Origin of the sequence: Microbacterium sp. (assembly GCF_011620715.1) — a bacterium.
Lineage (GTDB): Bacteria > Actinomycetota > Actinomycetes > Actinomycetales > Microbacteriaceae > Microbacterium.
On the sequence record NZ_WOYP01000123.1, the window covers coordinates 25,431 to 49,679 of the forward strand.

At 68.2% G+C, this 24,249-nt stretch carries 23 protein-coding genes; 11 read left to right on the plus strand and 12 right to left on the minus strand.

What is annotated here, in order from left to right:
- Positions 1-30 precede the first annotated feature (30 nt).
- The 5 genes from QZV84_RS11260 (at position 31) to QZV84_RS11280 (ending at position 5,355) form a co-directional block, all read left to right on the plus strand.
- Positions 31-1,194, plus strand: a complete 1,164-nt coding sequence (locus tag QZV84_RS11260; protein ID WP_292829473.1) for a thiolase domain-containing protein — start codon at positions 31-33, stop codon at positions 1,192-1,194.
- Positions 1,191-1,607: an OB-fold domain-containing protein gene (locus QZV84_RS11265; RefSeq protein ID WP_292829475.1), complete on the plus strand. Its 417-nt coding sequence runs from the start codon at positions 1,191-1,193 to the stop codon at positions 1,605-1,607. The genes QZV84_RS11260 and QZV84_RS11265 overlap by 4 nt, the downstream gene beginning before the upstream one ends.
- Before the next feature lie 127 nt (positions 1,608-1,734).
- Positions 1,735-2,616, plus strand: coding sequence for a MoxR family ATPase (locus tag QZV84_RS11270; RefSeq protein ID WP_292829477.1), 882 nt, complete (start codon positions 1,735-1,737; stop codon positions 2,614-2,616).
- Complete coding sequence (locus QZV84_RS11275; protein ID WP_292829479.1) at positions 2,613-4,004, plus strand: VWA domain-containing protein; 1,392 nt, start codon at positions 2,613-2,615, stop codon at positions 4,002-4,004. Before QZV84_RS11270 ends, QZV84_RS11275 begins: the two co-directional genes overlap by 4 nt.
- A gap of 145 nt (positions 4,005-4,149) precedes the next feature.
- A complete protein-coding gene (locus QZV84_RS11280; RefSeq protein ID WP_292829481.1) occupies positions 4,150-5,355 on the plus strand; it encodes an MFS transporter in 1,206 nt (401 codons plus the stop codon).
- A gap of 190 nt (positions 5,356-5,545) precedes the next feature.
- On the opposite strand, the gene QZV84_RS11285 is transcribed toward QZV84_RS11280, so the two are convergent.
- Complete coding sequence (locus QZV84_RS11285) at positions 5,546-6,559, minus strand: NAD(P)-dependent alcohol dehydrogenase (RefSeq protein ID WP_292829483.1); 1,014 nt, start codon at positions 6,557-6,559, stop codon at positions 5,546-5,548.
- Between the two features lie 179 nt (positions 6,560-6,738).
- On the opposite strand from QZV84_RS11285, the gene QZV84_RS11290 reads away from it, so the two are divergent.
- Together QZV84_RS11290 and cofE are read left to right on the plus strand one after the other, a co-directional pair.
- The gene (locus tag QZV84_RS11290) at positions 6,739-7,245 is read left to right on the plus strand and encodes a GNAT family N-acetyltransferase (RefSeq protein ID WP_292829485.1); all 507 of its coding nucleotides are present in this window, start codon (positions 6,739-6,741) and stop codon (positions 7,243-7,245) included.
- An 8-nt stretch (positions 7,246-7,253) separates the two neighbouring features.
- Positions 7,254-8,030 (plus strand): coenzyme F420-0:L-glutamate ligase, encoded by a 777-nt coding sequence (gene cofE, locus QZV84_RS11295; protein WP_292829487.1) that lies wholly within the window; start codon positions 7,254-7,256, stop codon positions 8,028-8,030.
- On the opposite strand, the gene QZV84_RS11300 is transcribed toward cofE, so the two are convergent.
- From QZV84_RS11300 to QZV84_RS11310, 3 genes are all read right to left on the minus strand, one after another.
- Positions 8,017-9,459 carry a cytochrome b/b6 domain-containing protein gene (locus QZV84_RS11300; protein ID WP_363331912.1) on the minus strand — a complete coding sequence of 481 codons (1,443 nt, stop codon included), beginning with the start codon at positions 9,457-9,459 and terminating at the stop codon, positions 8,017-8,019. The genes cofE and QZV84_RS11300 overlap by 14 nt on opposite strands.
- A gap of 118 nt (positions 9,460-9,577) precedes the next feature.
- Positions 9,578-9,703 (minus strand): hypothetical protein, encoded by a 126-nt coding sequence (locus QZV84_RS11305; RefSeq protein ID WP_292829491.1) that lies wholly within the window; start codon positions 9,701-9,703, stop codon positions 9,578-9,580.
- A gap of 90 nt (positions 9,704-9,793) precedes the next feature.
- The gene (locus tag QZV84_RS11310) at positions 9,794-10,570 is read right to left on the minus strand and encodes an enoyl-CoA hydratase-related protein (protein WP_292829493.1); all 777 of its coding nucleotides are present in this window, start codon (positions 10,568-10,570) and stop codon (positions 9,794-9,796) included.
- Between the two features lie 216 nt (positions 10,571-10,786).
- Between QZV84_RS11310 and QZV84_RS11315 the strand changes: the two genes are divergently transcribed.
- Positions 10,787-11,188 (plus strand): hypothetical protein, encoded by a 402-nt coding sequence (locus QZV84_RS11315; protein ID WP_292829495.1) that lies wholly within the window; start codon positions 10,787-10,789, stop codon positions 11,186-11,188.
- 249 nt (positions 11,189-11,437) lie between these two features.
- On the opposite strand, the gene QZV84_RS11320 is transcribed toward QZV84_RS11315, so the two are convergent.
- Genes QZV84_RS11320 through QZV84_RS11335 form a run of 4 tightly spaced genes read right to left on the minus strand, consistent with a single transcriptional unit; the run spans position 11,438 to position 15,826 of the window.
- Positions 11,438-12,619: a bifunctional 2-methylcitrate synthase/citrate synthase gene (locus QZV84_RS11320; protein WP_292829497.1), complete on the minus strand. Its 1,182-nt coding sequence runs from the start codon at positions 12,617-12,619 to the stop codon at positions 11,438-11,440.
- Positions 12,620-12,641: 22 nt separating this feature from the next.
- Entirely contained in the window at positions 12,642-13,541 is a 900-nt protein-coding gene (gene prpB / locus QZV84_RS11325; RefSeq protein ID WP_292829499.1) for a methylisocitrate lyase, read from the minus strand.
- A 40-nt stretch (positions 13,542-13,581) separates the two neighbouring features.
- Positions 13,582-15,123 (minus strand): MmgE/PrpD family protein, encoded by a 1,542-nt coding sequence (locus QZV84_RS11330; protein WP_292829501.1) that lies wholly within the window; start codon positions 15,121-15,123, stop codon positions 13,582-13,584.
- Positions 15,124-15,133: 10 nt separating this feature from the next.
- Complete coding sequence (locus QZV84_RS11335) at positions 15,134-15,826, minus strand: GntR family transcriptional regulator (protein ID WP_292829503.1); 693 nt, start codon at positions 15,824-15,826, stop codon at positions 15,134-15,136.
- 158 nt (positions 15,827-15,984) lie between these two features.
- Here QZV84_RS11335 and QZV84_RS11340 point away from each other — a divergent pair, with 158 nt between their 5' ends.
- The gene (locus QZV84_RS11340; protein ID WP_292829505.1) at positions 15,985-16,926 is read left to right on the plus strand and encodes an ABC transporter ATP-binding protein; all 942 of its coding nucleotides are present in this window, start codon (positions 15,985-15,987) and stop codon (positions 16,924-16,926) included.
- Complete coding sequence (locus QZV84_RS11345) at positions 16,923-18,545, plus strand: polyketide antibiotic transporter (protein ID WP_292829507.1); 1,623 nt, start codon at positions 16,923-16,925, stop codon at positions 18,543-18,545. Before QZV84_RS11340 ends, QZV84_RS11345 begins: the two co-directional genes overlap by 4 nt.
- 13 nt (positions 18,546-18,558) lie before the next feature.
- Here the strand turns inward: QZV84_RS11345 and QZV84_RS11350 are convergent, their stop codons facing one another.
- The 4 genes from QZV84_RS11350 to rlmN form a co-directional block, all read right to left on the minus strand.
- The gene (locus tag QZV84_RS11350) at positions 18,559-19,038 is read right to left on the minus strand and encodes an NUDIX domain-containing protein (RefSeq protein ID WP_292829509.1); all 480 of its coding nucleotides are present in this window, start codon (positions 19,036-19,038) and stop codon (positions 18,559-18,561) included.
- Between the two features lie 21 nt (positions 19,039-19,059).
- Positions 19,060-20,088, minus strand: coding sequence for an aldo/keto reductase family protein (locus tag QZV84_RS11355; RefSeq protein WP_292829511.1), 1,029 nt, complete (start codon positions 20,086-20,088; stop codon positions 19,060-19,062).
- 76 nt (positions 20,089-20,164) lie between these two features.
- A complete protein-coding gene (locus tag QZV84_RS11360) occupies positions 20,165-22,141 on the minus strand; it encodes an AarF/UbiB family protein (protein WP_292829513.1) in 1,977 nt (658 codons plus the stop codon).
- 39 nt (positions 22,142-22,180) lie between these two features.
- On the minus strand, positions 22,181-23,434 hold the full coding sequence (gene rlmN, locus QZV84_RS11365; protein WP_292829515.1) for a 23S rRNA (adenine(2503)-C(2))-methyltransferase RlmN: 1,254 nt from the start codon (positions 23,432-23,434) through the stop codon (positions 22,181-22,183).
- Positions 23,435-23,562: 128 nt separating this feature from the next.
- Here rlmN and QZV84_RS11370 point away from each other — a divergent pair, with 128 nt between their 5' ends.
- Positions 23,563-24,201, plus strand: a complete 639-nt coding sequence (locus QZV84_RS11370; RefSeq protein WP_292829517.1) for a LysE family translocator — start codon at positions 23,563-23,565, stop codon at positions 24,199-24,201.
- Positions 24,202-24,249 lie beyond the last annotated feature (48 nt).

A 24,249-nucleotide genomic window follows, 5' to 3' on the forward strand; every position in this document is an offset into this window, starting at 1 on the left:
GCACGCCGGAAGAACCAAGAAAGGTAAGCAATGAGCATTCGCGGAGCTGCGTTCATCGCGGGCGCCTACGAGCATCCCCAGCGTGTCATACCCGACAAATCCCTCGGCCAGGTCCACGCGGAGGTTGCCGCCGGCGCCCTCGCCGATGCCGGTCTGAGCTTCTCGGACGTGGACGCGTACTACTGCGCGGGCGACGCGCCGGGGCTGGGCGGCATCTCCATGGCCGACTATATGGGCTTGAAGCTGCGTCACATCGACTCGACCGAGACCGGAGGGTCGTCCTACATCGCGCACATCGGACACGCCGCCGCCGCGATCAAGGCGGGCAAGGCTTCGGTCGCACTCATCACGCTCGCGGGCCTCCCGCGTCAGATGCGCGGCAACCTCGTCATGGAGGGCGGCGGAGCCCCCGAGGACGCGTTCGAGGGGCCGTTCGGTCCGACCGTGCACGGCCTCTACGCGCTGGCCGCGCGACGCCACATGTACGAGTTCGGCACCACGAGCGAGCAGCTGGCCGAGATCAAGGTCGCCGCGTCCATCCACGCGCAGTACAACCCGAACGCGATGCTGCCCAAGCCGGTCACCGTCGAGGAGGTGGTGAACTCGCCCATGGTGAGCGACCCGTTGCACCGGCTGGATTGCTGCGTGGTCACGGACGGCGGCGGGGCGCTGATCGTCGTCTCCCCCGAGATCGCTCGCGACCTCGACCGCTCCGTGGTCAAGGTACTCGGTCACGGCGAGGCGCCCAAGCACACGAACGGCGGCAAAGTAGACGTCACGTTCACCGGTGCGCGCTGGTCCGGCCCGGCCGCGTTCGCGGAAGCCGGAGTCACCCAGAAGGACATCGACTACGCGTCGATCTACGATTCCTTCACCATCACGGTGCTCGAAACTCTCGAGGACCTCGGCTTCTGCGAGAAGGGCAAGGGCGGCGAGTTCGTGCTGGACGGCGCGCTCCAGGCGCCGTTCGGCAAGCTCCCGTTCAACACCGACGGTGGCGGCCTGGCCAACAACCACCCCGCGAACCGCGGCGGGATGACCAAGGTGCTCGAAGCGGTGCGTCAGCTCCGTGACGAGGCACACCCTGCAGTGCAGGTGCCCAACACCCAGATCGCACTCGCACACGGCACCGGCGGAAGCCTGCCGACCCGCATGGGTGCGGCGACCGTCATTCTTGGAAGGGAAGACGCATGACCGAGTCAGCTGTGCTGCCGAACCCGGCGCCCTCGATCGACCCCGAGACCAAGCCCTACTGGGACGCGACCCTCGAGGGCAAGCTCATCATCCGCAGCTGCAACGCCTGCGGCGAGAACCACTGGTACCCGCGCACGATGTGCCCGTTCTGCGGATCGGTCGACACCCAGTGGCTCGAGACGGCCGGCAAGGGGACGATCTACACGTTCGCCATCACCCGCAAGGGCCTCGGCCACTACGGCGGCGTCGGACCCTACGTTCTCGCGTTCGTCACCCTCGACGAAGGCATCACCATGCTCACCAACATCGTCGAATGCGATGTTGACGCATTGCAGATCGGCGACCGGGTCGAAGTGGTGTTCCACAAGACTGAGGCCGACGCGGCACTCCCGCGGTTCCGCCCCGTCGCGTAAGAAGGTCGGCTGAGTCGGCGTCACCGCGCGCGGAACACTCCGCGCGCGGTGACGCCGTGCCAAGCTCGACCGCAGTATTCGCAGAAGTCCGCCCGTCAGCACGTCGCCGTTCCGAGGAAGCCATCACATGACCCGCACCATGCCCTTCACCTCCGTCGCCGACGTGTCCGAGCGCCTGTCCGCCGTCGGCTATCTTCCCTCCGACGCGATCGCCACCACGGTGTTCCTGGCGAGCGAATTGGGAAAGCCGCTGCTCATCGAAGGACCGGCCGGAGTGGGCAAGACGGCACTCGCGCAAGCCGTTTCCGACGCGACCGGTTCGCCGCTGGTCCGGCTGCAGTGCTACGAGGGCGTGGATGAGGCGCGTGCGCTCTATGAGTGGAACCACGCAAAGCAGCTGCTGCGCATCACCGCCTCGAAGGACTCGGACTGGGACGAGACGCGCGCCGACATCTTCAGCGAAGAGTTCCTGCTCGCCCGGCCGCTCTTGACCGCCATCCGCAACGAAGAACCGACGGTTCTGCTCATCGACGAGACCGACAAGGCCGACATCGAGATCGAAGGCCTGCTGCTGGAGGTGCTCGGGGACTTCCAGATCACGATTCCCGAAATGGGCACGGTCCGGGCTCTTCATCGCCCGTTCGTGGTCCTCACCTCGAACGCCAGTCGCGAACTGTCGGAAGCGCTGCGACGGCGCTGCATCTTCTTGCACGTGGACTACCCCGACAGCGATCTGGAAGAACGCATCGTCCAGGCCAAGGTGCCCGGTCTCGATCGCTCGCTCACCGAGTCCGTCGTGCGGGTGGTCAACGCCCTGCGCGGCTTTCCGCTGCGGAAGGCGCCTTCCGTCTCGGAGACGATCGACTGGGCCCAGACCCTCCTCGCCCTGGGCGCCGTCGAACTCGATGAGAACACGATGCGCGACTCGCTCGGAGTGATCCTCAAGCACCGCTCGGATCAGGAGAAGGCCCAGAAGCTTCTCGACCTGGAAAGCGCGCTCGCGCAATGACAGACGGGCCTGAAGCGGTCCCGATCCCGTATGGCCTGCAGGAACGGCTCGTCGACTTCGTCACAGCCCTCCGGACCAAGGGAATCATGGTCGGCACCGGCGAGACGGTCGACGCTGCAGATGCGATCACCCGAATCGGGCTCGACGAGAGAAGCATCCTGCGTGAAGGACTCGCGGGCACCCTGACCCGGAAGCACAGCCAGCGCCAAACGTTCGACGACGTCTTCGACATCTACTTCCCGGCACGCGTGGGCCGGCCCCGGTCCGCAGAACAGGTTCCGGCTGACCTCGGCGTCGAGACGTTGCGAGACATGCTCGTCGACTCGCTGGCCACGGCGGACGACAACGCTTTGCGTGAGCTCGCCGAGATCGCGGTCGACCGATTCGGAGAGATCGGCACCGATACCCCCGCGTGGTCTGCGAAGCAGACACTCGATCGAGTGGAACCGCAGAGTCTGCTCGCCCGCACCATGCGGCTCCGCGGTGACGACAACGCCGTGATCGAACTGGGGGGTATGTCACCCCGAGACGAGGTGCGCGAGCTGATCGGGCGGTTCCGCAGTCGCGTCGAAGACGAAGCGAAGCGGCGCACGAGCGAAACGCGCGGTCGCGAGCGCATGGTCCTCACCGCGGTGCACGCGCAGACCGAGCATGTCGACTTCCTCAGCGCCAACGCCGAACAGTTCGAAGAGATGCGACGCGGCGTGCGGCCGCTTGCCCGCCGGCTGGCGACGCGGCTCGCCATCAAGCGGCGCCGCACCTTCCGGAACACCATCGACATTCGACGGACGATGCGCAAGTCGATGGCGACCGGCGGGACGCCGATCGACCTCGTCTTCGCCAAGCCGCAGCCGAGCAGGCCCGACCTCGTCCTGCTGTGCGACGTGTCGAGCTCGGTGTCGGGCTTCTCCGGTTTCACGATGCTGCTGGTGCAAGCGATGAAGAATCAGTTCAAGAAGGTCAAGGTCTACGCATTCGTCAATGCCATGGCGGACGTCACCGAACTCATCTCCGTGGACGGGGACGAAGACGGAGAAGGGCTGCATGCCCGGATCGTCGAGCAGGCACGCGTCCATCGAGGGACCTCGAGCAGCGACTACGGTGCCGCCTTCGCCGATTTCGTGGCCCGTGACCTGGATTCGATAGGTCCGCGCAGTTCGGTGCTGATCCTCGGCGATGCGCGCACCAACTATCGGGATCCGGGCCTGGACGATGTGCGCGCGATCGCGGCGCGGTCGAAGCGGACGTTCTGGCTCAATCCTGAACGCGAGGAGGTCTGGGGAACGGGCGACTCGGCGGCGTTCGACTACGCAGACGCCGTGGAGATGCGCGAGTGTCGTTCGATCGAGCAGCTCGGCGAGTTCGTGAGCAGGCTGCTTCCCGTATGACCTCACCGGCGCCATTTCGCCCCCGGCCGATTTTGCTGTAGACATCATGGGGAGACGATGAAGTCTCTGCATCACCGGAGGGACACCTGATGTTGGAATTGCCGCTCCATGCCCATTTCATCGCGACGATCGGCGTGTTCACTCGATGACCCGGGATCACGAGCGTGAGCGGCTGCCCGGGGCCGTTTGGATTCTGTCCTCAGTCACATTCCTCACGACGATGGGATACGGGGTCGTGGGCCCCGCCCTCCCGGCACTGGCGGATCTGTTCCAGATTTCCGTCACCGCCGCCAGTATCGCCATCAGCGGGTTCGCCGCCTTCCGGCTGATCGCCAATGTCGGCTTCAGCGGCCTGCTCAAACGCTGGCGACTGCGCACCGTCCTGTTCGGTGGACTCATCCTGCAGTCGGTGAGCAGCGTGCTCGCCGGGCTCGCACCTGACGGCACGCTGTTCCTGATCTTCCGATCCATCGGCGGCCTGGGCAGCGCGGCCCTGACGGTATCGGCGACGGCGTTGCTGCTCGCGCTCGTTCCCGCCCACCTCCGGGGTCGCGGGATGAGCACCTACTTCGCGGCGAGCTCTCTCGGAGCGATCTCCGGCCCTGCCGTGGGCGGATTCCTCGCCATCGCGAACCCGCGCCTGCCGCTGATCTTCTATGGGATCGTCCTCCTCTGCGCCGCATCGGTCGCCTTTTTCGCCCTCCGGGCGGCCAAAGACATCCGAACAGCGGATGCTGCGGGCGAGGACGGTGCCGTCGTGAGGACGCGGACCGTGGCCGCCACCCTGCTGTCCAACCCGCTTTTCATCGCCGCGCTGTTCTGCCATTTCGCCGTGGGATGGGCGCTCTACGGCGTCCGCACGACGACTATTCCCCTCCATCTCGGCGCGCTGGGCTTCGCGACCGGGATCATCGGAGTGCTGCTCACGGTCGGCGCCGTCACACAGGTCGTCGGCTCCGCGGCGGCGGGCTCCGCATCCGACCGCTGGGGCCGTGGGCTGCCGCTCATCTCCGGCCTCATCGCCGGCATGATTGCCTTCGTCATCATCGCGCTGACGGGCGACTTCACCCTCCTCATCATCGCGTTCATTCTGATGGGCTTGGCAGGAGGCGCCCTCGCGGCGGTGCCGGCCGCGATGCTCGGCGATGTTCCGCTGGGTGGCAGCGGTCTCGGCGTCTCGCTGTACTGGATCGCCTTCGACGTCGCCGCCATCATCGGCCCGCTGGTCAGTGGCGTGATCGCCGACAGCGCGGGTTTCCAGCCCGCGCTGTTCAGTCCGCAGATCCCGCTCCTGCTCGCGATCATCGCCTCGATCTACGCTCTTCGCTGGCAGTCGAAGCGCGCATCCTGACCCGCTCAGCGATCCGAGCGAGCCAGCTGCCCGCGTGCGGTCGCCCCCACCGGTGCTGCACACGCCCGTCGAGGCGGCAACTGCCCGTCCGGCCGGATGAGCCGGGCTGCGACGCGCGCCACAACCTCGGCAGGCAGCTGAGGCGTGGGCTGGTGCTGGGGGACTGCGACAACGCCACGGGGAAATTCAGCTAGCCCGCGAGCACGACGACCTTGCCCGCAGCGTGACCGGCATCCATGTGCTCCATCGCGTCTCGCGCCCGGTCGAAGGGCCACGTGCGTTCGAGCACCGGGGTGATCCGGCCAGCGGCGGCGAGGGCGACGAGCTCGGTCAGCACATCGGGCCGCGAAACGGCAGCGATGGGGATCAGCCGCCGCTTCGAGCCCAGCGACAGGGCGTTGGCGCGGAGGATCCGCCCGACGGGGCCGAACAGCCGACCACCCTCGCCCGACACGAGTGCCACGACTCCCCCGTCGACGACGAGGCGCTGAAGGGTCCGCAGCGGAGCGGTACCGGCGATGTCGATGACGAGGTCGTACGACTCTGCGGGCAGGGTCGCCGCATCGTTTGCACGGTAGTCCCATGTGTGCACGGCGCCGATGCTCTCGACCAGAGCGCGATTGCGCTCGCCGCACAATGCGTGCACCTGCGCACCGCGCAGAGCGGCGAGCTGCACGGCGAACGTGCCGACCCCGCTGGATGCCCCGATCACCAGCACGCGACGGCCATCGAGGTCACCATGGCCGCCCATTCCCGCGCGCTCGAACGCCTGCCATGCCGTGCCGCCCGCGACGGGAAGCGTGGCCGCCGTCACTGCGTCAAGAGTGGCCGGACGCGTGACGAGACGGGATGCCGCAACCACGGCATACGGGGCGAGCGCGCCGCCCGGCAGCTCGCCGATCACCTCGTCGCCGACCGCGAGCGATTCGACCCCGGTCCCGACGGCCGCGACGGTGGCGGCGGCATCCATTCCTCGCACGGGGTTCTTCGGGCGGCACAGACCGAACGCGAGACGCACGAGCAGCGGTTCGCCGCGCATCACCCGCACGTCGCCGCTGTTGAGCCCCGTCGCGCGGATGCGCAGCAGCACCTCTTTCTTGCCCGGTGCGGGAACGGGCACCTCGGTCGGCTCGAGAGTATCGGCGCCACCGTAGCGAGTCTGTGCCCACACGGTCATCGTGAGCGGGAGGATCCCGGGATTCATTTCAGGCCTTTCGGGTGGTGAAAGGGGTCGACGAGGGTCTGGCGGCCGCTGCCGTTCGTGATGTCTTCATAGTCGCTCACGCGAGCGTGTTCCGCCCGCGCAGGGATCGCGCGCGCGCAGATCGCGCGCGGCAACCGCTCGATTTCGTGTCATCGTTTCGTCCGCGTAGAGTCACGGGCATGGAAGCCGAACTCCAGACCGACATCGTCGTCCGTCCGGTGCGCGACGTCGACGCCGAGGCGCTTGGGCGCGTGCACGCGATCTGCTGGCACGAGACATACGACCACCTCATCAGTACAGCCGCGCTGGAGAAGATCTCGCCGCGCCGCATGGCGGAATTGTGGACGCACTGGGCCGTTCAGGGTCCCGAGTTCAGGATGTTCGCCGCGCTCGTCGACGGTGAGATCGTCGGCTTCGCCGGATCCGGGCCCGCACGCGATAGAGATGCGCCGGCGGTGCGTGAGCTCTACTTCATCTATCTGCTCGACGCGTGGCACGGCACCGGTCTCGGCCAGCGACTGTTCGACGCGGTCGTGAGCCGTGAGGAGAACCTGTACCTCTGGGTCGCCGAAGACAACCCCCGCGCGCATCGCTTCTACGTGCGCAACGGCTTCGCTCTGGACGGAGCATCGCACGTCGAGCCCTTCCTCGGCGAAGCGCTCACCGAGGTGCGGTTCGTCCGCTGACCCGCGCTGTGCTGCAGGTCTGGGCTCTCGAAGGCATTCCCGAGATCGTGCCGGGTGACGACCTCGTCGAGGTCATGACCGCTGCCCGGGGCGATGCGCTGCAGGACGGCGACATCGTCGTGGTCACCTCGAAGATCGTCTCGAAGGCCGAAGGTCGCATCGTCGCGGCAGTGGATCGTGAAGAAGCGATCACCGCCGAGACCGTGCGGGTCGTGGCCACGCGCGAGTCGGCGCCGGGCCGGCGCACCCGCATCGTGCAGAACCGGCTCGGCATCGTCTCGGCCGCGGCGGGGGTCGACGCCTCGAACACCCCCGAGGGCACGATCCTGCTGCTGCCGGTGGATCCGGATGAGTCGGCCCGGGCGATCGCAGCGGGTCTGCGATCTCGGCTCGGAGTAGAGGTCGGTGTGATCATCACCGACACGCTCGGACGCGCGTGGCGCGAGGGGCAGACCGATGCGGCGATCGGAGCCGGCGGCGTGCACGTGTTCGAAGACCTGCGCGGCACGACCGACGCCGAGGCGCGTCCCCTCGTCGTGACCATGCCGTGCGTAGCCGACGAGATCGCCGCCGCCGCCGACCTCGTCAAGGGCAAGGCCGCGCGTCTGCCGGTCGCGGTCGTGCGGGGCCGCCCCGACCTCGTGGGCCCGCTCGACCTGCCCGGCGCGCGCTCGATCGTGCGCCCCTTGGATCGCGACATGTTCCGCCTCGGCACCGACGAAGCCTACGCCGAGGGATTCGACGCAGGCTTCGACGTGGGCCGCGGCAGCGTCAGCGCGCGCTGACGCTGCCGAACAGCTTGGCGATCGGCGCGAGCACGAGCGGGCGTGCGGCCACCCAGGCCGCCGCGATCACCACGAGCGACGCGACGAAGAACCAGAATCCCACCCAGTTGCCGGCGTAGGCGTTCGGATCGACCGATCCCTGCGCGGCGTACATGTGGTTCAGGTTGCGCAGGGCACCGGTGGCGAACACCAGGAACACGTGCACGGCGATGAAGGCCACGAAGTAGAGCATGACCGGGAAGTGCACGGCTCGTGCCCACTCGATCGGGTAGGCGTTGTTCAGGGCCTTCGCTTCCTTGGGCCAGATCCCCGACATGCGCACACCGGTGATCGCGGCGAGCGGGGCCGCGATGAACACCGTCGTGAAGTACGCGATCTGCTGCAGCGCGTTGTAGTTGACCCAGCCGTTCTCGGTGGGCCAATCCAGCGAGACGTACTGCAATGCGGTGCTCACCATATTCGGGAACACCTCCCATGAGGTGGGCACGATCCGCATCCACTGACCCGACACGAACAGCAGCACGACGAAGATCACACCGTTCGTCAGCCACAGCACGTCGAGGCTCTGGTGGAACCACAGGTTCAGGGTGATCTTCTTGGCGTTGGGCCTCTTCGACGTCCAGAACGCGCCCGGCCGCTTCTCGAGGCGCGACGTGAGACCCGAGCGGATGATGAGCACCATCAGGAAGACGTTGAAGAAGTGCTGCCACCCCAGCCAAGCAGGGAAACCCACCGGCGCCCCCTCGGGCAAGTGGTACTCGCCGGGATATGTCGTGATGAAGTCCTGCATGGGCTCGAGGCTCAAGAGCCAGCGCACGGCGAGGACGGCCATCGCCGCCGCGACGAGCAGTCCGCCGCCGCCGACGATCACCGCTCCCGCCCATTGCAGCTTCGTGAACGGGCCGATCCGCACCGGCTCGGGCGCGGTGGCCTTCACGCCCGCGCGGCGCCGAGCCGCATACGCACGTGCGGCCGGGCCCGGTCGCACGGTACGCACGAAGGGAAGCGGGGTCGACACGTCGGGTCCGGTCGACACGTCGAGCCCGGGAGCGGTGGATGCCTCGGACACCACAACCCCGGCATCCACTGCGCTTTCCTGCTCGACGATCACATCGGGCGCGAAGCCCGCGGGCGGCCACGGCTCGCCGCCCGCAACCCGCGGGAGTCCGCGTCGCAGCGCCGACCCGGCTGTGGCCACCGTGACCCGCTCGACCACGGCACCCTGCGGCTGGTCGGCGGCGGCAGCACCCGCCACATCCGCCACCGGTGCGACGCCCGACGGAATCGCCGCCGCCGGAGGCCACGGCTCGCCGCCGGGCACGCGCGGCAACCCGCGGCGCACCATGAGCGTCGTCGCGGCGGCAGAAGCCCCGGCCGGCGCCGCGGCATCGTGCACGGTTGCCGGAAGTGCGTCAGCAGTCTCCGACACGATCACCTCCGGCACAGCGCCGGCCGGCGCACTGCCGGCCGGGGGCCAAAGGTCGCCGCCGGATCGGCGTGGGAGCCCGCGTCGAAGCTGGGTACCGAACGTCGCCATCCCGAGGACCCTACTTGGCCTTGTTCGCTTCGAGCACGGCGTGGCCCGCGGCGCGAGCGGCCGGGCCCGTCTCGAGGGTCGACGTGCGATCCCCGAACGTGTCGGGGGCATCCTTGACAGGGGCGACGATCTTCATAGAAACTCCTTTGTCCCACCGAGTCTAGTCAGCCCGAGCGGCGCACGCAGAACGCGCGCGACCGCGTGACGCTGAAGGACACCGCGCGCTCTAGCGGTGCTCGAAGTTCGGCGTGCGCTTCTCACGGAAGGCGGCCATGCCCTCTTTCTGGTCGGCCGTGTCGAACAGGCTCGCAAACACGTGACGTTCCAGGCGAAGCCCCTCGGCGAGCGAGGTCTCCATGGCGGCGTCGAGCAACGCCTTGGCGGCGTAGACAGACGGCAGCGATCTCGAAGCGATCGTCTCGGCCACCCGGCGGGCCTCGTCCAGCAGGTCGGCGGCCGGGACGACCCGAGAGACGAGTCCGATGCGCTCGGCCTCCGCGGCATCCATCACCCGCCCCGTCAGCACGAGCTCGGCCGCCTTGTAGTAGCCGACGGCCCGGATCAGGCGCTGGGAGCCGCCGATGCCCGGAACGACGCCGAGGTTGATCTCGGGCTGGCCGAACTTCGCGGTGTCGGAAGCGAGGATGATGTCGCACATCATCGCGAGCTCGCACCCGCCCCCCAGGGCGTAGCCCGAGACCGCCGCGATCACCGGAGTGCGGACGGCCGCGAACATCCTCCATCCCCCGAAGGGATCGGACATGAGCATCTCGCCGCCGGTCTTCGGCTCCATCTCCTTGACGTCGGCGCCGGCGGCGAACGCGCGCTCAGAACCGGTGAGCACGATCGCGCCGATCTGCTCGTCGGCGTCGAAGACGGATGCCGCGGCGACCACGTCGTCCATCACCTGCGCGCTGAGGGCATTGAGCGCCTCGGGGCGGTCCAGGGTGATCCAGCCGACCCGACCGCGGGTCTCCACCAGGATGGTCTCGTACTCGGTCATCTCGCTCCTCGGGTCCGGCGTGGCGGTTCGTTTACATGATCCCCGAGAAATCCAGCCCCGTGCCGTCGCCGTCCGCCGCTGGGCACAGTTCAGGAAACGAGATGACACCGAGTACCTCGTCGCGCGTGCAGAACATGATTGCACGTCGCAGACCAAGCTGTCACAGCCTGGCGTGAATGGTCATCTGGGACTTGCGCCGCGGCATCGGCTTTGACGGTGGCGGGTCTTCCTCTTGCTGCTGTGAGCGGTGTGATCGCCGGAGTCCTCGGAGTGGGGATCGTGTTCTTGACGATCTGCAAAGACACGAGCAGCATTGGCGCCATCTACCTCAACGGTGGTATCCCCGGAGCAGTGCCCCCAGCTGCTGGGCACAATGAAGAACAGGCGAACCTGATGTCTACCGATAACCGTTTCATGACAGTTGCCATCATCCTCGGAGTACTCGGGATGGGGATCGGCGTAGGTCTGGTGATTGCGAGCTTCCTCGTCGGCCTTGGATCGGGTCAGAGTGCTTCTCTGTCTTCGTCTGGAACGACCACGATCGTTGCCTTCTTGGTGCTGACCCTTGTCCTGAGCGTCGTCACGCGACGGCAGAAGCAGGTCGGCGGGCAAGGCTGATCTGCGAGGCGACGTCGGGCACAGGAACGAGGGGACGCGGCCGGCCGACCGCCCTTCGACTTCGCGAGGGTTCCTCCGGCTCCGGCGGCGATCATCCGTCGAACCCGAGCCGAGCTCGACGGCGCGCAGGCGGATTTCAAGCAGACGCGAGGTCACCGATCTGGTCGCCCGCATCCGCCGTTTCGACCAAACCGCCGACCGGAGCGACGAGCACGCCACCGCGCAGGCCGCGCAGGCCGACGCGCCGGGTCAGCCGGCCGCTTCCGCGGGGCGGTCTGCCGTGGCCGCCACATCCGGCACGTAGCCCTCGATGTGACGCTCGTCGGGGCCGTTGTAGGCCGACAGCGGACGGATGAGGGCATTGGATGCCGCCTGCTCCATGATGTGCGCGGTCCAGCCGGTGATCCGCGACGCGACGAACAGCGGGGTGAAGGTCAGCGTGTCGAAGCCCATCAGGTTGTATGCCGGCCCGGACGGATAGTCGAGGTTCGGGTAGATGCCCTTGCGGGAGACGAACTCCGACTCGAGCGCGTCGTAGAGCGCCGCGAGCTCCACGGCGGTGTCACCCTCGGCCGAGTAGTGCTCGACAAGCGTGTCGAGCGCGGCTTTCATCGTCGGCACGCGCGAGTCTCCGTTCTTGTACACGCGGTGTCCGAACCCCATGATCTTGCGCTTTTCGGCGAGCGCGGTGTCGAGCCAGGGGCCGACGTTCGACGCGCTGCCGATCTCGTCGAAGATGTGCATGACCGCCTCGTTGGCGCCCCCGTGCAGCGGGCCCTTGAGCGCGCCGATGGCTCCGACGACGGCCGAGTAGAGGTCGGCCGTCGTGCTGGTGATGACGCGCGCCGTGAACGTCGACGCGTTGAACGAGTGCTCGGCGTACAGGATCATCGAGACGTTGAAAGCGCGCGCGACCACGGGGTCGGGCACGTCGCCGAACGTCATCCAGAGGAAGTTCTGCGCGTAGTCGAGGTCTTCGCGCGGGTCGACGATGCCCAGTCCGTGGCGACGGCGCTGGTCGTAAGCGACCATGGCCGGAAGCTTGGCGAACAGGCGCCGCGACTTCACGAGATCCGACTCGCGGGAGTTGTCGAACGCCGCCGGGTCCGACGCGCCGACCAGCGACACCGCGGTGCGCAGCACATCCATCGGGTGCGCATCGAGCGGCACCAGGTCGATCGCCTGTCGCACGTTGTCCTCGAGCGCGCGGTTCGCGCGCTCTTCGGCGGTGAAGTCGGCCAGCTGCTCGTCGGTGGGCAGTTCGCCGTACCAGAGCAGGTAGGCGACGGCCTCGAACGGCTGGGTGGCCGCGAGCTCCTGCACGGGATAGCCCCGGTAGAGCAGGCTGTTGGTCTCCGGGTTGACCTTCGACACCGCCGTGTAGTCGACGTAGACCCCCGCGAGGCCCTTCTTGATCTCGATCTCTGTCATGTCTCTTCTTCCTCGAGGAGGGTCACCGGGTGATCTGGAAGTTGAACACCGAAGTGTCGAAGCGGTTGTAGTCCTCATAGTCGATCAGGTCATACAGATCTGCGCGATGCTGCATCTCTGCGAGCTTCGAGGTGAGGTGTCCGTCGTCGATCAGCGTATCCAGAGCGCGGCCCGCCGCCCCCATCGCGATCCGCAGGAGCGAGACCGGCCAGATGACGATGTTCACTCCGACGTCGCGCAGCTGATCGACCGAGAACAGCTCGCTCTTGCCGAACTCGGTCATGTTGGCGAGAATCGGCACCTCGAGCGCGGCGCGCATGGCCGCGAACTCCTCGAGCGAGCGCATCGCCTCGGGGAAGATCGCGTCGGCCCCGGCATCCACCAGCGCTTTGGCCCGGTCGACGGCGGATTCCAGGCCTTCGACCGCGCGGATGTCGGTGCGCGCCATGACGAGGAAGTTGGGATCGCGGCGAGCGTCCACGGCCGCGCGGATGCGCTTGATCGCGGTGTTCTCATCGACGACCGCCTTGCCGTCGAGATGCCCGCAGCGCTTCGGGTTGACCTGGTCCTCGATGTGGGTGCCGGCAAGACCGGCATCTTCGAGCGTCTGGATCGTGCGGGCGACGTTCATCGGCTCGCCGAACCCGGTGTCGGCGTCGATGATGGCCGGCAGTTCGGTCATGCGTGCGATCTGCTGACCGCGACCGGCGACCTCGGTGAGGGTGGTGAGTCCGATGTCGGGGAGCCCGAGATCGGCGCTCAGCACGGCACCGGAGATGTAGACGCCCTCAAAGCCCTTCTGCTCGATGAGCTTCGCGCTCAGCGGATTGAAGGCTCCGGGGAATCGCAGCAGTTCACCCGAGGAGAGCCGCTCGCGGAACAGGCGCCTCTTCTCGGAGGCGGTGGTCATCGAATACAGCAACGGAAACCTCCCGTTCGTGCGAGCGCGTCGGATCGCCGCATCAGAAGAGCCCCTTCGGGGCCGGGGCGCCGGCCAGCACGCCGTGCTCCGCGACGATGGTGAGCTGTCCGACCTCAGCGGCGGTGAGCTCGGGCAGGCGCTGGGCCAGGTCGAGGAACCGCTCGATCTCCTCGGGCGCGAGCACGGGCTCGGCGAGAATGCGGAACTTGCGGATGTAGTCCTCGCGTGCGAACGGACGAGCCCCGAGGGGATGCGCGTCGGCGACAGCGATCTCGTCGACGATCTCGGTGCCGTCCGTGAAGCGGATGACCACCCTTCCGCCGAACGCCTTCTCGTTCGGGTCCTCGGAATGGTATCGGCGGGTCCACTCCGCATCTTCGGCGGTGGTGACCTTGTGCCAGAGGGCGACGGTGTCTTCGCGGCCCGCGCGCTCGGGGGCGTACGAGTCGACGTGGTGCCACGTGCCGTCCTGCAGGGCGACGGTGAAGATGTACGGGATCGAGTGGTCGAGCGTCTCGCGGGATGCGGTGGGGTCGTACTTCTGCGGATCGTTCGCGCCCGAGCCGATCACGTAGTGCGTGTGGTGGCTCGTGTGCAGCACGATCGACTCGATCTCCTGCCCGTCCGCCCCCTTGCCCTCGCGCAGCGACGGGTGCTCGGTGCCGAGCTTGCGGGCCAGGTCGATCCAGGCCTGTGCCTGGTATTCGGCCGAGTGCTCCTTCGTGTACGAATCCAGGATGCCGCGCTTGGCCTCGCCCTCGGCCGGAAGCGGCACGTCGTACGACGCGTCGGGTCCGTCCAGCATCCACGCGATCACGCCGTCTTCGCCTTCGTAGATCGGCGACGGGCTGGTCTCACCGCGCATGGCGCGGTCGACGGCCTCGACGGCCATCTTGCCGGCGAACGCCGGGGCGTGCGCCTTCCAGGTCGAGATCTCGCCCTTGCGCGACTGGCGGGTCGCGGTGGTCGTGTGCAGGGCCTGGCCGACGGCCTGGTAGATCGTCTCGACGGGAAGACCGAGGAGGGTGCCGATGCCGGCCGCGGCCGACGGGCCGAGGTGGGCGACGTGATCGATCTTGTGCTTGTGCAGCGAGATCGCACGCACCAGGTCGATCTGGATCTCGTAGCCGGTCGCGATGCCGCGCACCAGCGCCCGTCCGTCGGAGCCGACGTGCTGGGCGACGGCCACGATCGGAGGGATGTTGTCGCCCGGGTGCGAGTACTCGGCTGCCAGGAAAGTGTCGTGGTAGTCGAGTTCGCGCACGGCGACGCCGTTGGCCCATGCCGCCCATTCCGGGCTGGTGCGCCGCTCGATCGCGCAGCCGAACACGGTCGAGCCCTTGCCGCTGACCGAGACGGCGTGATCGAGAGCCTGCTGACGGGCGGCGCTGACGGGGGCGCGGGTGAGGGATGCCGCCGCCACGGCGGCATTGTCGATCACGCGGTTGATGATCATGTCGACCACGTCGGGCTCGACCTCGACAGGGTCGGCGGCCACCTCGGCGATGCGCCAGGCGAGCTGGCCCGAGCGTTCGAGGTGCTCGTCGCTGCGGTGGACGCGGAGGTGGTGGGTGACGGTCATGGCATGCCTTTCATGGTCGCGACCCTGAAACCAGCTCGGGGGTCTGCAGTGGGAGTTGTGTCTGCGCGCTCGTCGAAGCATCGACGGACGCGAGGATCGTGGCGAGCGCGTTGTGCAGGTGCACGTGCGTCGCGTGCGCGGCGAGGTCGGCATCCCGCTCGGCGATCGCCGTGGCGATCAGGCGGTGCTCCGCGACGGACGCGACGAGACGCTCGGGGATGTCGCGGGCGAGCCGCCGCACGCGCACGAGGTGGGTGCGCACCGTCCGCAACGCGGACGTGAGGTAGTCGTTGTCGACCGAGGCGTCGAGCTCGGCGTCGTAGCGGGCGATCAGCGCGTAATACGCGTCACGGCCGGCGTCGCCGCCGAGGCTGGAGCGCGCGAAGTCCTCGGCGAGTGCGGCGAATGCCGCGGAGTCGCCCCGGACCGCCGAAAGACGGGCGGCGGTCTCTTCGAGGGCACGTCGCAGCTCGAACAGCGCACGGATGTCGTCGACGTCGACATCGCTCACCACGGTCACCCGGGGCGATTGCTGCACGACGAGGCCGTCGGCGGCCAGCCGGCTGAGCGCTTCACGCAGCGGGGTGCGACTGACCCCGAGCCGGGCCGCCTGCTCGACCTCGCCGAGGACGGTCCCGGGAGCAAGAGCGCCGTTCTGAATCTGCGCAAGGAGCTCGGCGTACGCACGGTCACTCGCCCGCATCCTGCACCTCCTCGTCGGATCGCTGCCTATTGTATACACAAGTAGCGCTCCTGCTCAAAATTGCCGGATTCGGCACCGCGTGCGTATACACAACGGACAGGCACGCAGATTCTTCACAGGTATTCACAAACCTGTGAAATCGGCATACCCTCACGGGCATGTCCACGGTCATCCGTACGAGCGCCCTTACCAAGCACTACGGCCGTGTCCGCGCACTGGACGGTCTCGATCTCGAGGTGGAGTCCGGACAGGTCCACGGTTTCCTCGGACCCAACGGCTCCGGCAAGTCCACGACGATCCGCATCCTGCTCGGACTCGCCCGCGCCACCGCCGGCGAGGCGACCGTCTTCGGCGGCGACCCCTGGCGGGATTCGGTCGCCCTCCACCGGCGAATCGCAACCGTCCCGGGGGACGTCAGCGTGTGGCCGAATCTCTCAGGCGGCGAGACGGTCGATCTGCTGTCGCGAATGCGCGGAGCTGATCGCACAGACCCCGCCTTCCGCGACACCAAGGCTCGCCTGATGGAGGCTTTCCAGTTCGACCCGCGAAAGAAGGGCCGGGCGTATTCGAAGGGCAATCGGCAGAAGGTCGCCCTGATCGCGGCGTTCGCGGTGCCCGCCGAGCTGTACATCCTCGACGAGCCGACGAGCGGGCTCGATCCGCTCATGGAGGTCACGTTCCGGCGCGAGATCGCACGCGTTCGGGATGCCGGGGCAACGGTGCTGCTGTCCAGCCACATCCTCTCCGAAGTCGAGCAGCTGTGCGATCGCGTCAGCATCATCCGGGCGGGAAGGATCGTCGAGTCCGGCACACTCGCCGAGCTGCGGCACCTCACGCGCACCGAGGTGTCGTTCACCGTCACCGACGCGGCGGTCCTTACCGGCATCCCCGGTGCTCACGATGTGCGCGTCGCCGACGGACGCGCCCACCTGACCGTCGACAGCGACGCGATCGCGGGAACGCTACCCGCGCTTGGTGCTCTCGGCGTGCAGGGGCTGCGCATCGAACCGCCCTCGCTCGAAGACCTGTTCCTCCGCCACTACGGCGACGACCTGGGCGGCGGGGAGGAGACTGCCCAGCGCCGCACTCGGTCATCATGAACCGCTTCGCCGCACTGTACCGACAGCGCGTGCGCCGCGACGGCCTGCAGCTCGCGCTCTGGATCGGCGGCACGGCGCTTCTCGCCTTCGCCGCGTACGCGGGTGTCATGGACTCCTTCGAGACCGAGCGCGATCGGCGATCACTGCTGGTCGCCGCGATCGCCAACCCCGTGATCCTGCTCTTCCGCGGCCTGCCGTCGGGCGCGGGCGAAGGCGCGTTCATCGGCTTCCTGATCGTGCCGTTCCTGTGCATGCTGGCGGCCTTCATGAGCTTGTTCCTGGCCGTGCGCCACACCCGCATGGAAGAGGAGACCGGGCGCGCCGAGCTGGTCGGCGGCACGCCCGCCGGCAGGATGCTGCCCACCGTGGTCACGATCGTGCACGGACTCGTCGCCGATGTCGTTCTGTCCCTGGTCTCCGCGTTCGCGCTGATCGCCGCCGGGCTGGAGGCGACGGGATCGCTCGTGGTCGGTGCAGCCGCCGGCACGGTCGGCGTCTTCTTTCTCGGCGTCGGCCTGTGCGCGGCGCAGTTCATGCGCACGTCCCGCGGCGCGAACACCACGTCGGTAACCGTACTGCTCGTGACGTACCTGCTCGCCGGCATCGGCAATGCGTCCGGCGCTCCGAGCGATGACCTTCAGCGGATGGAGAGTTCGTGGCTGACGTGGCTCTCGCCGTTCGGCTGGGCCGAGAACTCGCGGCCGTACGCCGACGACAACCTCTGGCCTCTGCTGCTGTGCGCGCTCGCCGGTCTCGCGTTCGCCGGCACCGCGGTGGCGCTGCAGAGCCTCAGGGACGTGAACTCAAGCTTTATCGCGGAGCGCGCCGGCCGCGTCGACGCTCGTCCGGCCTTGCGCTCCACGACCGCTCTGGTCTGGCGGCTGTCGGCCGGCTCGATCATCGGGTGGGCGATCGGCGGCGCACTCTCGGGACTGCTCGCCACGACCCTCGGGACAGTGGTGCAGGAGGTGGGCGCCGACAACCCGGCGATCAAAGCGATCCTCGCCCAGATTGCGAGTCAGCAGGGGTCGATCGAGCAGGGCGTGCTCACGACGTTCTTCGTGATGATCGGCATCCTCGCCGCGTGCGCTGGAGTGCAGACGATCACGCGCGCACGGCAGGAGGAGTCGCATGGCACCGCCGAGATCGTGCTCGCGACCCCGACCGACCGGGTCCGCTGGCTCGCCGACTTCGTGATCGTCGGCTTCGCCGCGATCGTGATCATCCTCGCGGCGGGACTCGCCGCGGCATCCGTCGGCATCGCGATCAGCGACGGCGACTCAGGTCTGTACCGCGGCGCCGTGACCGTCGCCCTCGGTCAGGTGGCGGCAGCGAGCGTCTTCCTCGTCGTGACGGCCCTCGTCTTCGTGGTCGCGCCGCACGCGAGCACCGTCGTCGGGTGGACGCTCGTGGTGCTCGCTGCGGTCGTGGGTCTGTTCGGGCCGATCGTCGGGATGCCCGAAGCCGTCACGTGGCTGTCGCCGGTCGCAGCGGCGCCCGTTCCGGTGGCCGACGGAGTCGATGTGCGCGGGCTGTGGTGGCTGCTCGGGGTGATCGTCGTCACCGGCGCTGCCGCGCTCGGTCTCATGCGGCGTCGCGAACTGGCGGCGGGAGGATGAGCGGCGCTCCGCCTCACAGACCCGCTTTCGCGAGGTGCTCCTCGAGCGCATCGAGCGCGGGACGCTGACCCTTGACGAGGCGCTCGCGGGCGGCATCCGTCGTCGCCCACTCGACCCGGTCGATTTCGGGGAACGACTGCGCGTGGCCTGACCGCGGCGGCCATTCCAGTTCGAACTCACCGAAAACGAGGCCCTCGAGCGAGAAGTCCGCGCCGTCGGCGACGAAAACCGTGAGGCGCTTGCCGGACGAGTATTCGAAGGTGCCGAGCTGCGCGTACGGAAGGTCGGGTGCGCTCACTCCGAGCTCCTCCCTGAACTCGCGGCGGGCGGCGTCGAGCGCCGCTTCGGACTCGGGGTCGTACTCGCCCTTCGGGATCGACCACGCCGCGGCATCCTTGCCCGCCCAGTACGGACCGCCCATGTGCGCGATCAGCACCTCCGGCGCCCCTTTCCCCAGGCGGTAGAGAAGGATTCCGGCGCTGGTCACGGCCACGCGCAGTTCCCAGGGCTCGACTCAGGCGCGCAGGCGGTCGGTGAGGCGCGACTTCGGTGAGGCCGAGTACGTCTGTTCGGGGTCGGTCACCGCAACACCGCCGACGGCGTCGTCGATCGCGGCCATGGTGCCCTGGTCGAGGGTGACACCCGACGCCTTGACGGTGTCGTCGAGCTGTTCGGGGCGGGATGCTCCGACCAGCGCAGCGGCGACGTTCGGGTTCTGCAGCACCCATGCGATAGCGAGCTGGGGCATCGTGAGCCCCGCCTCGTCGGCGATGGGCTTGAGCTTCTGCACGGCCGCGAGCACGTCGTCGGCCAGCAGCCGCTTGATCACGTTCGCGCCGAACTTCTCGTCGGTCGCCCGCGATCCCGCCGGTGCGGGCCGGCCGGGCAGATACTTGCCGCTGAGCACGCCCTGCGCCATCGGCGACCAGACGACCTGCGAAATGCCCAGCTCCTCGGAGGCGGGCACGACCTTGCCCTCGATGACCCGCCACAGCATCGAGTACTGCGGCTGGTTGGAGATGAGCTGGAAGCCGAGGTCCTTCGCGAGCGCGTGACCCTCGCGCAGCTGCTCGGCCGTCCATTCCGAGACGCCGATGTACAGCGCCTTGCCCTGACGCACGAGGTCGGCGAAAGCCTGCATCGTCTCTTCGAGCGGGGTCTCGTAGTCGTAGCGGTGCGCCTGGTAGAGGTCGACGTGGTCGGTGCCGAGGCGCTTCAGCGATCCGTTGATCGCCTCGAAGATGTGCTTGCGGCTCAGGCCGCTGTCGTTGGGACCCTTGGGACCGGTGGGCAGGTAGACCTTCGTGAAGATCTCGAGCGATTCGCGCCGCTGCCCGGCGATCGCTTTGCCGAGGACGGTTTCGGCAGCGGTGTCGGCGTACACATCGGCCGTGTCGAAGGTGGTGATGCCCAGATCGAGGGCATGATGCACCGTGGCGATCGCGTCCGCGTCACCCACCTGAGAGCCGTGCGTCACCCAGTTCCCGTAGGTGATCTCCGAGACCTTGAGACCGCTGTTGCCCAGATATCGATAATTGACCATCCTTCAACGCTACCCGCGTGCGACGACACCGGACCCGGGGTTGACGCGTGCCGCGGCATCCGTCGTTCGTGGCTCCTCAGCGTCGCCGGAGCGCGGTGCGCAGGCTCCTCATCAGCAGCAGCAGCCCGCCGAGCCCGACGACGGCGCCGAGGAAGGAGAACGCCGAGACGTCACCGGTCACCATCGGGCCGCCGCCGGCGACACCGAGCATGATGCCGGCGATGACGAGCGTGATGCCGACCGCGGTCGTCGTGATGCGGCCCATGATGCCGTCGACCCACGTGCGCTCGTTCCTGCTCTCGAATGCGCGCAGCCTGAACTCGAGAGTGCCCTCTTCGAGCGAGCGGGTCAGACTTTCGATGCGTCGCGGAAGCCGGCGCGTCTGTTCGCTCAGCAGCGCCGACCAGGTCTGCGCCGTGAGTATGACCCCTCGCGGCGTGGTGAGGGAAAGCGCCATGCGCGGGGCGATCTCGAGCGCGCGCGCCACCATGTCGTAGTCGGGCACGAGTCTGCGCAGCGTGCCTTCGAGCGAGATGAGGGTGCGGAAGACGAGCAGCAGCGAGGGCGGCATCGCCATCCGGTTGCGGCGCAGCACGTCGACCAGGAGCCGGAAGATGTTCTCGTCGACCCGGGAGTTGTGCACGCGGGTGAGGATCATGCCGATATCGCGCTGCAGAGTCACGGCGCTGAAGGGCGTTGAGCCGGAGTCGCGTGCCGGGGCCCCGCAGATCAGCAGCACGGCATCGGTGACCGCGACGTCGTCCTCGTTGGCGACGCCGATCAGCAGCGGCACCAGCAGGCGACGCAGACTGCGCTCGATCACACCCACCGAGCCGAAATCGAGCAGAGTGACGGTGCGATCCTCGCCCAGGACGACGTTGCCGGCGTGCAGGTCGGCGTGGAAGATGCCGCGGACCCCGATCTGGTCGAAGACGGCTTGCAGCAGTGCGTCGGCGATGCGCTTGGCCTGTTCAGGGGGCATCGCTCCCGGGTCCAGCTTTCCGAACGGCGTTCCGTGGACACGCTCCTGCACGATCATCTGGGTCGTCGAGTACTCCTTGTACCCCGTGGGCACGTGCAGCCACGTCGCCGCACCCGACGCGGCGATCGCCCCGCGAAGCATCTCGGTGTTCGCCACCTCGACGCGGTAGTCGAGCTCATCGCGCAGCACGCGGGAGAACTCCGCGACGAGTGCGCGCGCACCGTACGCCTTCGCCCATTCGGTGCGCTTCTCGGCCTCCGTCGCCAGGCGCTCCAGGATGTCGAGATCGGTCGTGACCTGCGCGCGCGCCCGTGGCCGCTGGATCTTCACCACCACGTCGTCGCCGCTCACGAGTCGCGCGGCATGCACCTGCGCGACGGATGCCGCGGCGAGAGGTGTCTGATCGATCTCGGCGAAGACGTCGGCGAGGGGCCGGCCCAGCTGCGCCACGATGGCCGCCTCCGCCTCCGGCCAGGGGATCGGCGAGGAGTCCATCTGCAGCGTCGAGAAGGCTTCGATGAACGCCGGAGGCAGCACGTCCTCTCTCGAGGCGAGCACCTGGCCGAGCTTGACGAAGGTCACCCCGGCTTCGTTCATCGCCGACACGAGAGCCGTCGGCAGGTCGTCCTCTTCGCCTTCGCCGTGACGCCGGCTCTCGTAGAACGTCAGTCCGTGACGCGAGCCGATCGTGAGGATCTGCGCATAGCGGCGCCCGCGGTCACGCCGACGGAGCACGTCGCGCGCGACCGTGATCGGCTTGCGCCACCGGCGGGAGGGCCACAAGAACTCCAGCGACAGGACCGCGATGACGACCGCGGCGAGCATCCACCCCACCGTGAGCGCGACGAACGCGGTCGCGATGGGTGGGCTGGCCACGAAGCGGCCGTCGTCGTACACGCCCGCGTTGGTCAGCGACCATACCGCCACGGGCACCGCGAGGGCGAACACGACGATCGCAGTGACCCAGGCGCGCAGCCACCCCACCTCGACATCCAGCAGTCGGCGCACCACCCAGGTGGCGGCGACCGAGAACACGAGGGCGACGATCGCGAGAATGAGCCAGCTCGGCATGAGCCGATTCTGTCAGTCCGGCCGCTCGGCCGGGGAATCTCAGTGTTCGATGGGCGTGGCCGCTGCGGCGGCTTCGTCGTCGATCGTCGCGACGAGCTGACCGCACGCGCCGTCGATCTCCTTGCCGCGCGTGTCGCGGAGAGTCGTCGGAATGCCCGCGTCGTTGAGCCGGCGCACGAACTCGTTCTGCACCGAGACGTCGGATGCCGTCCAGATCGAGCCCGGCGTCGGGTTCAGCGGAATCGGGTTCACGTGCACCCAGCCGCGGCCACGCGCGTTGAGCTTCTCGGCGAGCAGATCGGCGCGCCAGCCGTGGTCGTTCATGTCCTTGATGAGCGCGTACTCGATCGAGACGCGGCGACCGGTCTTGTCGAAGTAGTTGCGCGCCGCATCGAGCGCCTCGTCGACCTTCCAGCGCGAGTTCACCGGAATGAGCTCGTCGCGCAGCGTGTCGTCGGGCGCGTGCAGCGAGAGGGCGAATGTCACCGGGACGTCCTCGTCCGCGAGCTTGAGGATCGCCGGCACGAGCCCGACGCTCGAGACCGTGATGCCGCGAGCGCTCATACCGAGGCCGCGCTTCTTGTCGGTCATCACGCGCACGGCCTGCATCACGCGCGCGTAGTTCGCGAGCGGCTCGCCCATCCCCATGAACACGATGTTGCTCACGCGCTCGGGTGCCTGGCCCGGTCCCTGAGCGGATCGACGGGACTTTCCCCCCAGCCCGCCGTCGGCGATGAGCCGGTTCGCGCGCACGATCTGCTCGATGATCTCGGCGGCCGACATATTGCGGGTGAGGCCGGCCTGGCCTGTGGCGCAGAACGGGCAGTTCATGCCGCATCCGGCCTGCGACGACACGCACAGCGTGATCCGCCCCGGGTAGCGCATCAGGACCGACTCGACCAGGGCTCCATCGTGGAGCTTCCAGACGAACTTGATCGTGTCGCCGCGATCGGTCGCGAGTCGTCGCACCTCGGTCAGCAGGGGCGGCAGCATCCCGTGTACGAACTCGTCGCGGCCGGCGGCCGGCAGGTCGCTCATCGCCGCGGGGTCATGCGTCCAGTGGGTGAAGTAGTGCTTCTCGAGCTGCTTCGCGCGGAAACCGGGCATGCCGAACTCGGTGACCTTCGCGACGCGCTCCTCGGGGGTGAGGTCGGCCAGATGCACGGGCGGCTTGCCCCGCTTCGGGCTTGCGAACTGCAGCAGAGGCCTGCCGTCGGCGTCCTTCTTCTGCTGCCAGCCTTCGGTCTTCGGGCGCACCTGTCGCACGGGTGTTCCCTCGGGCCTGGTCGTCATGCTCCCAGGCTAGGGGACGCACCTGCGTGAAGCCTGGCCCGCGCTCCTCCCGCGGCGTGGGCGCAGCGCGTCGAAACGGCGGACGCGGCATTCCAGTATCGTTCCTTCAGGTCGACGGAGGGAGATCGGTGGTTCCGCTCGAGAATCTGCTCGCCTTCGTGTTCGCGGCGCTCGTGCTGATCGTTATTCCGGGGCCGAGCGTACTGTTCACGATCGGCCGCGCGCTCGCACTCGGCCGCATCGGCGGGCTGCTGAGCGTGCTCGGCAACGCACTCGGGCTGCTGCCGGTCATCGGTCTCGTCGCGCTCGGCGTCGGCGGCATCGTGGCCCGGTCGGTCGTGCTGTTCACGATCGTGAAGGTCGCCGGCGCGCTGTATCTGATGTTCCTCGGCGTCCAGGCGATCCGGCACCGGAACCGTGCCGCCGCAGCCGCGATGGCCGGCGCCCTTCCGCGCTCGCACTGGCGGCAGCTCGGCGAGGGATTCGTCGTCGGCATCACGAACCCGAAGACGATCGCGTTCTTCGTCGCGGTGCTGCCGCAGTTCGTCGACCTCGATGCCGGGGCGGTGCCGCTGCAGATGGTCCAGCTCGGGCTCGTCTTCTTCGTCATCGCCCTGATCTCGGACGGCGCGTGGGCGCTGGTCGCGGCCGGCGCGCGCACGTGGTTCGGCAAGTCGCCTCGGCGCATCGCCGCACTGTCGGCGACCGGCGGGGGGCTGATGATCGGGCTCGGCGGCATCCTGCTGTTCACCGGCGGCAAGCACTGAGCTGCGCGTTACACGAAGATGTCGGGAAAGAGCCGGTCGTCCGAGGTT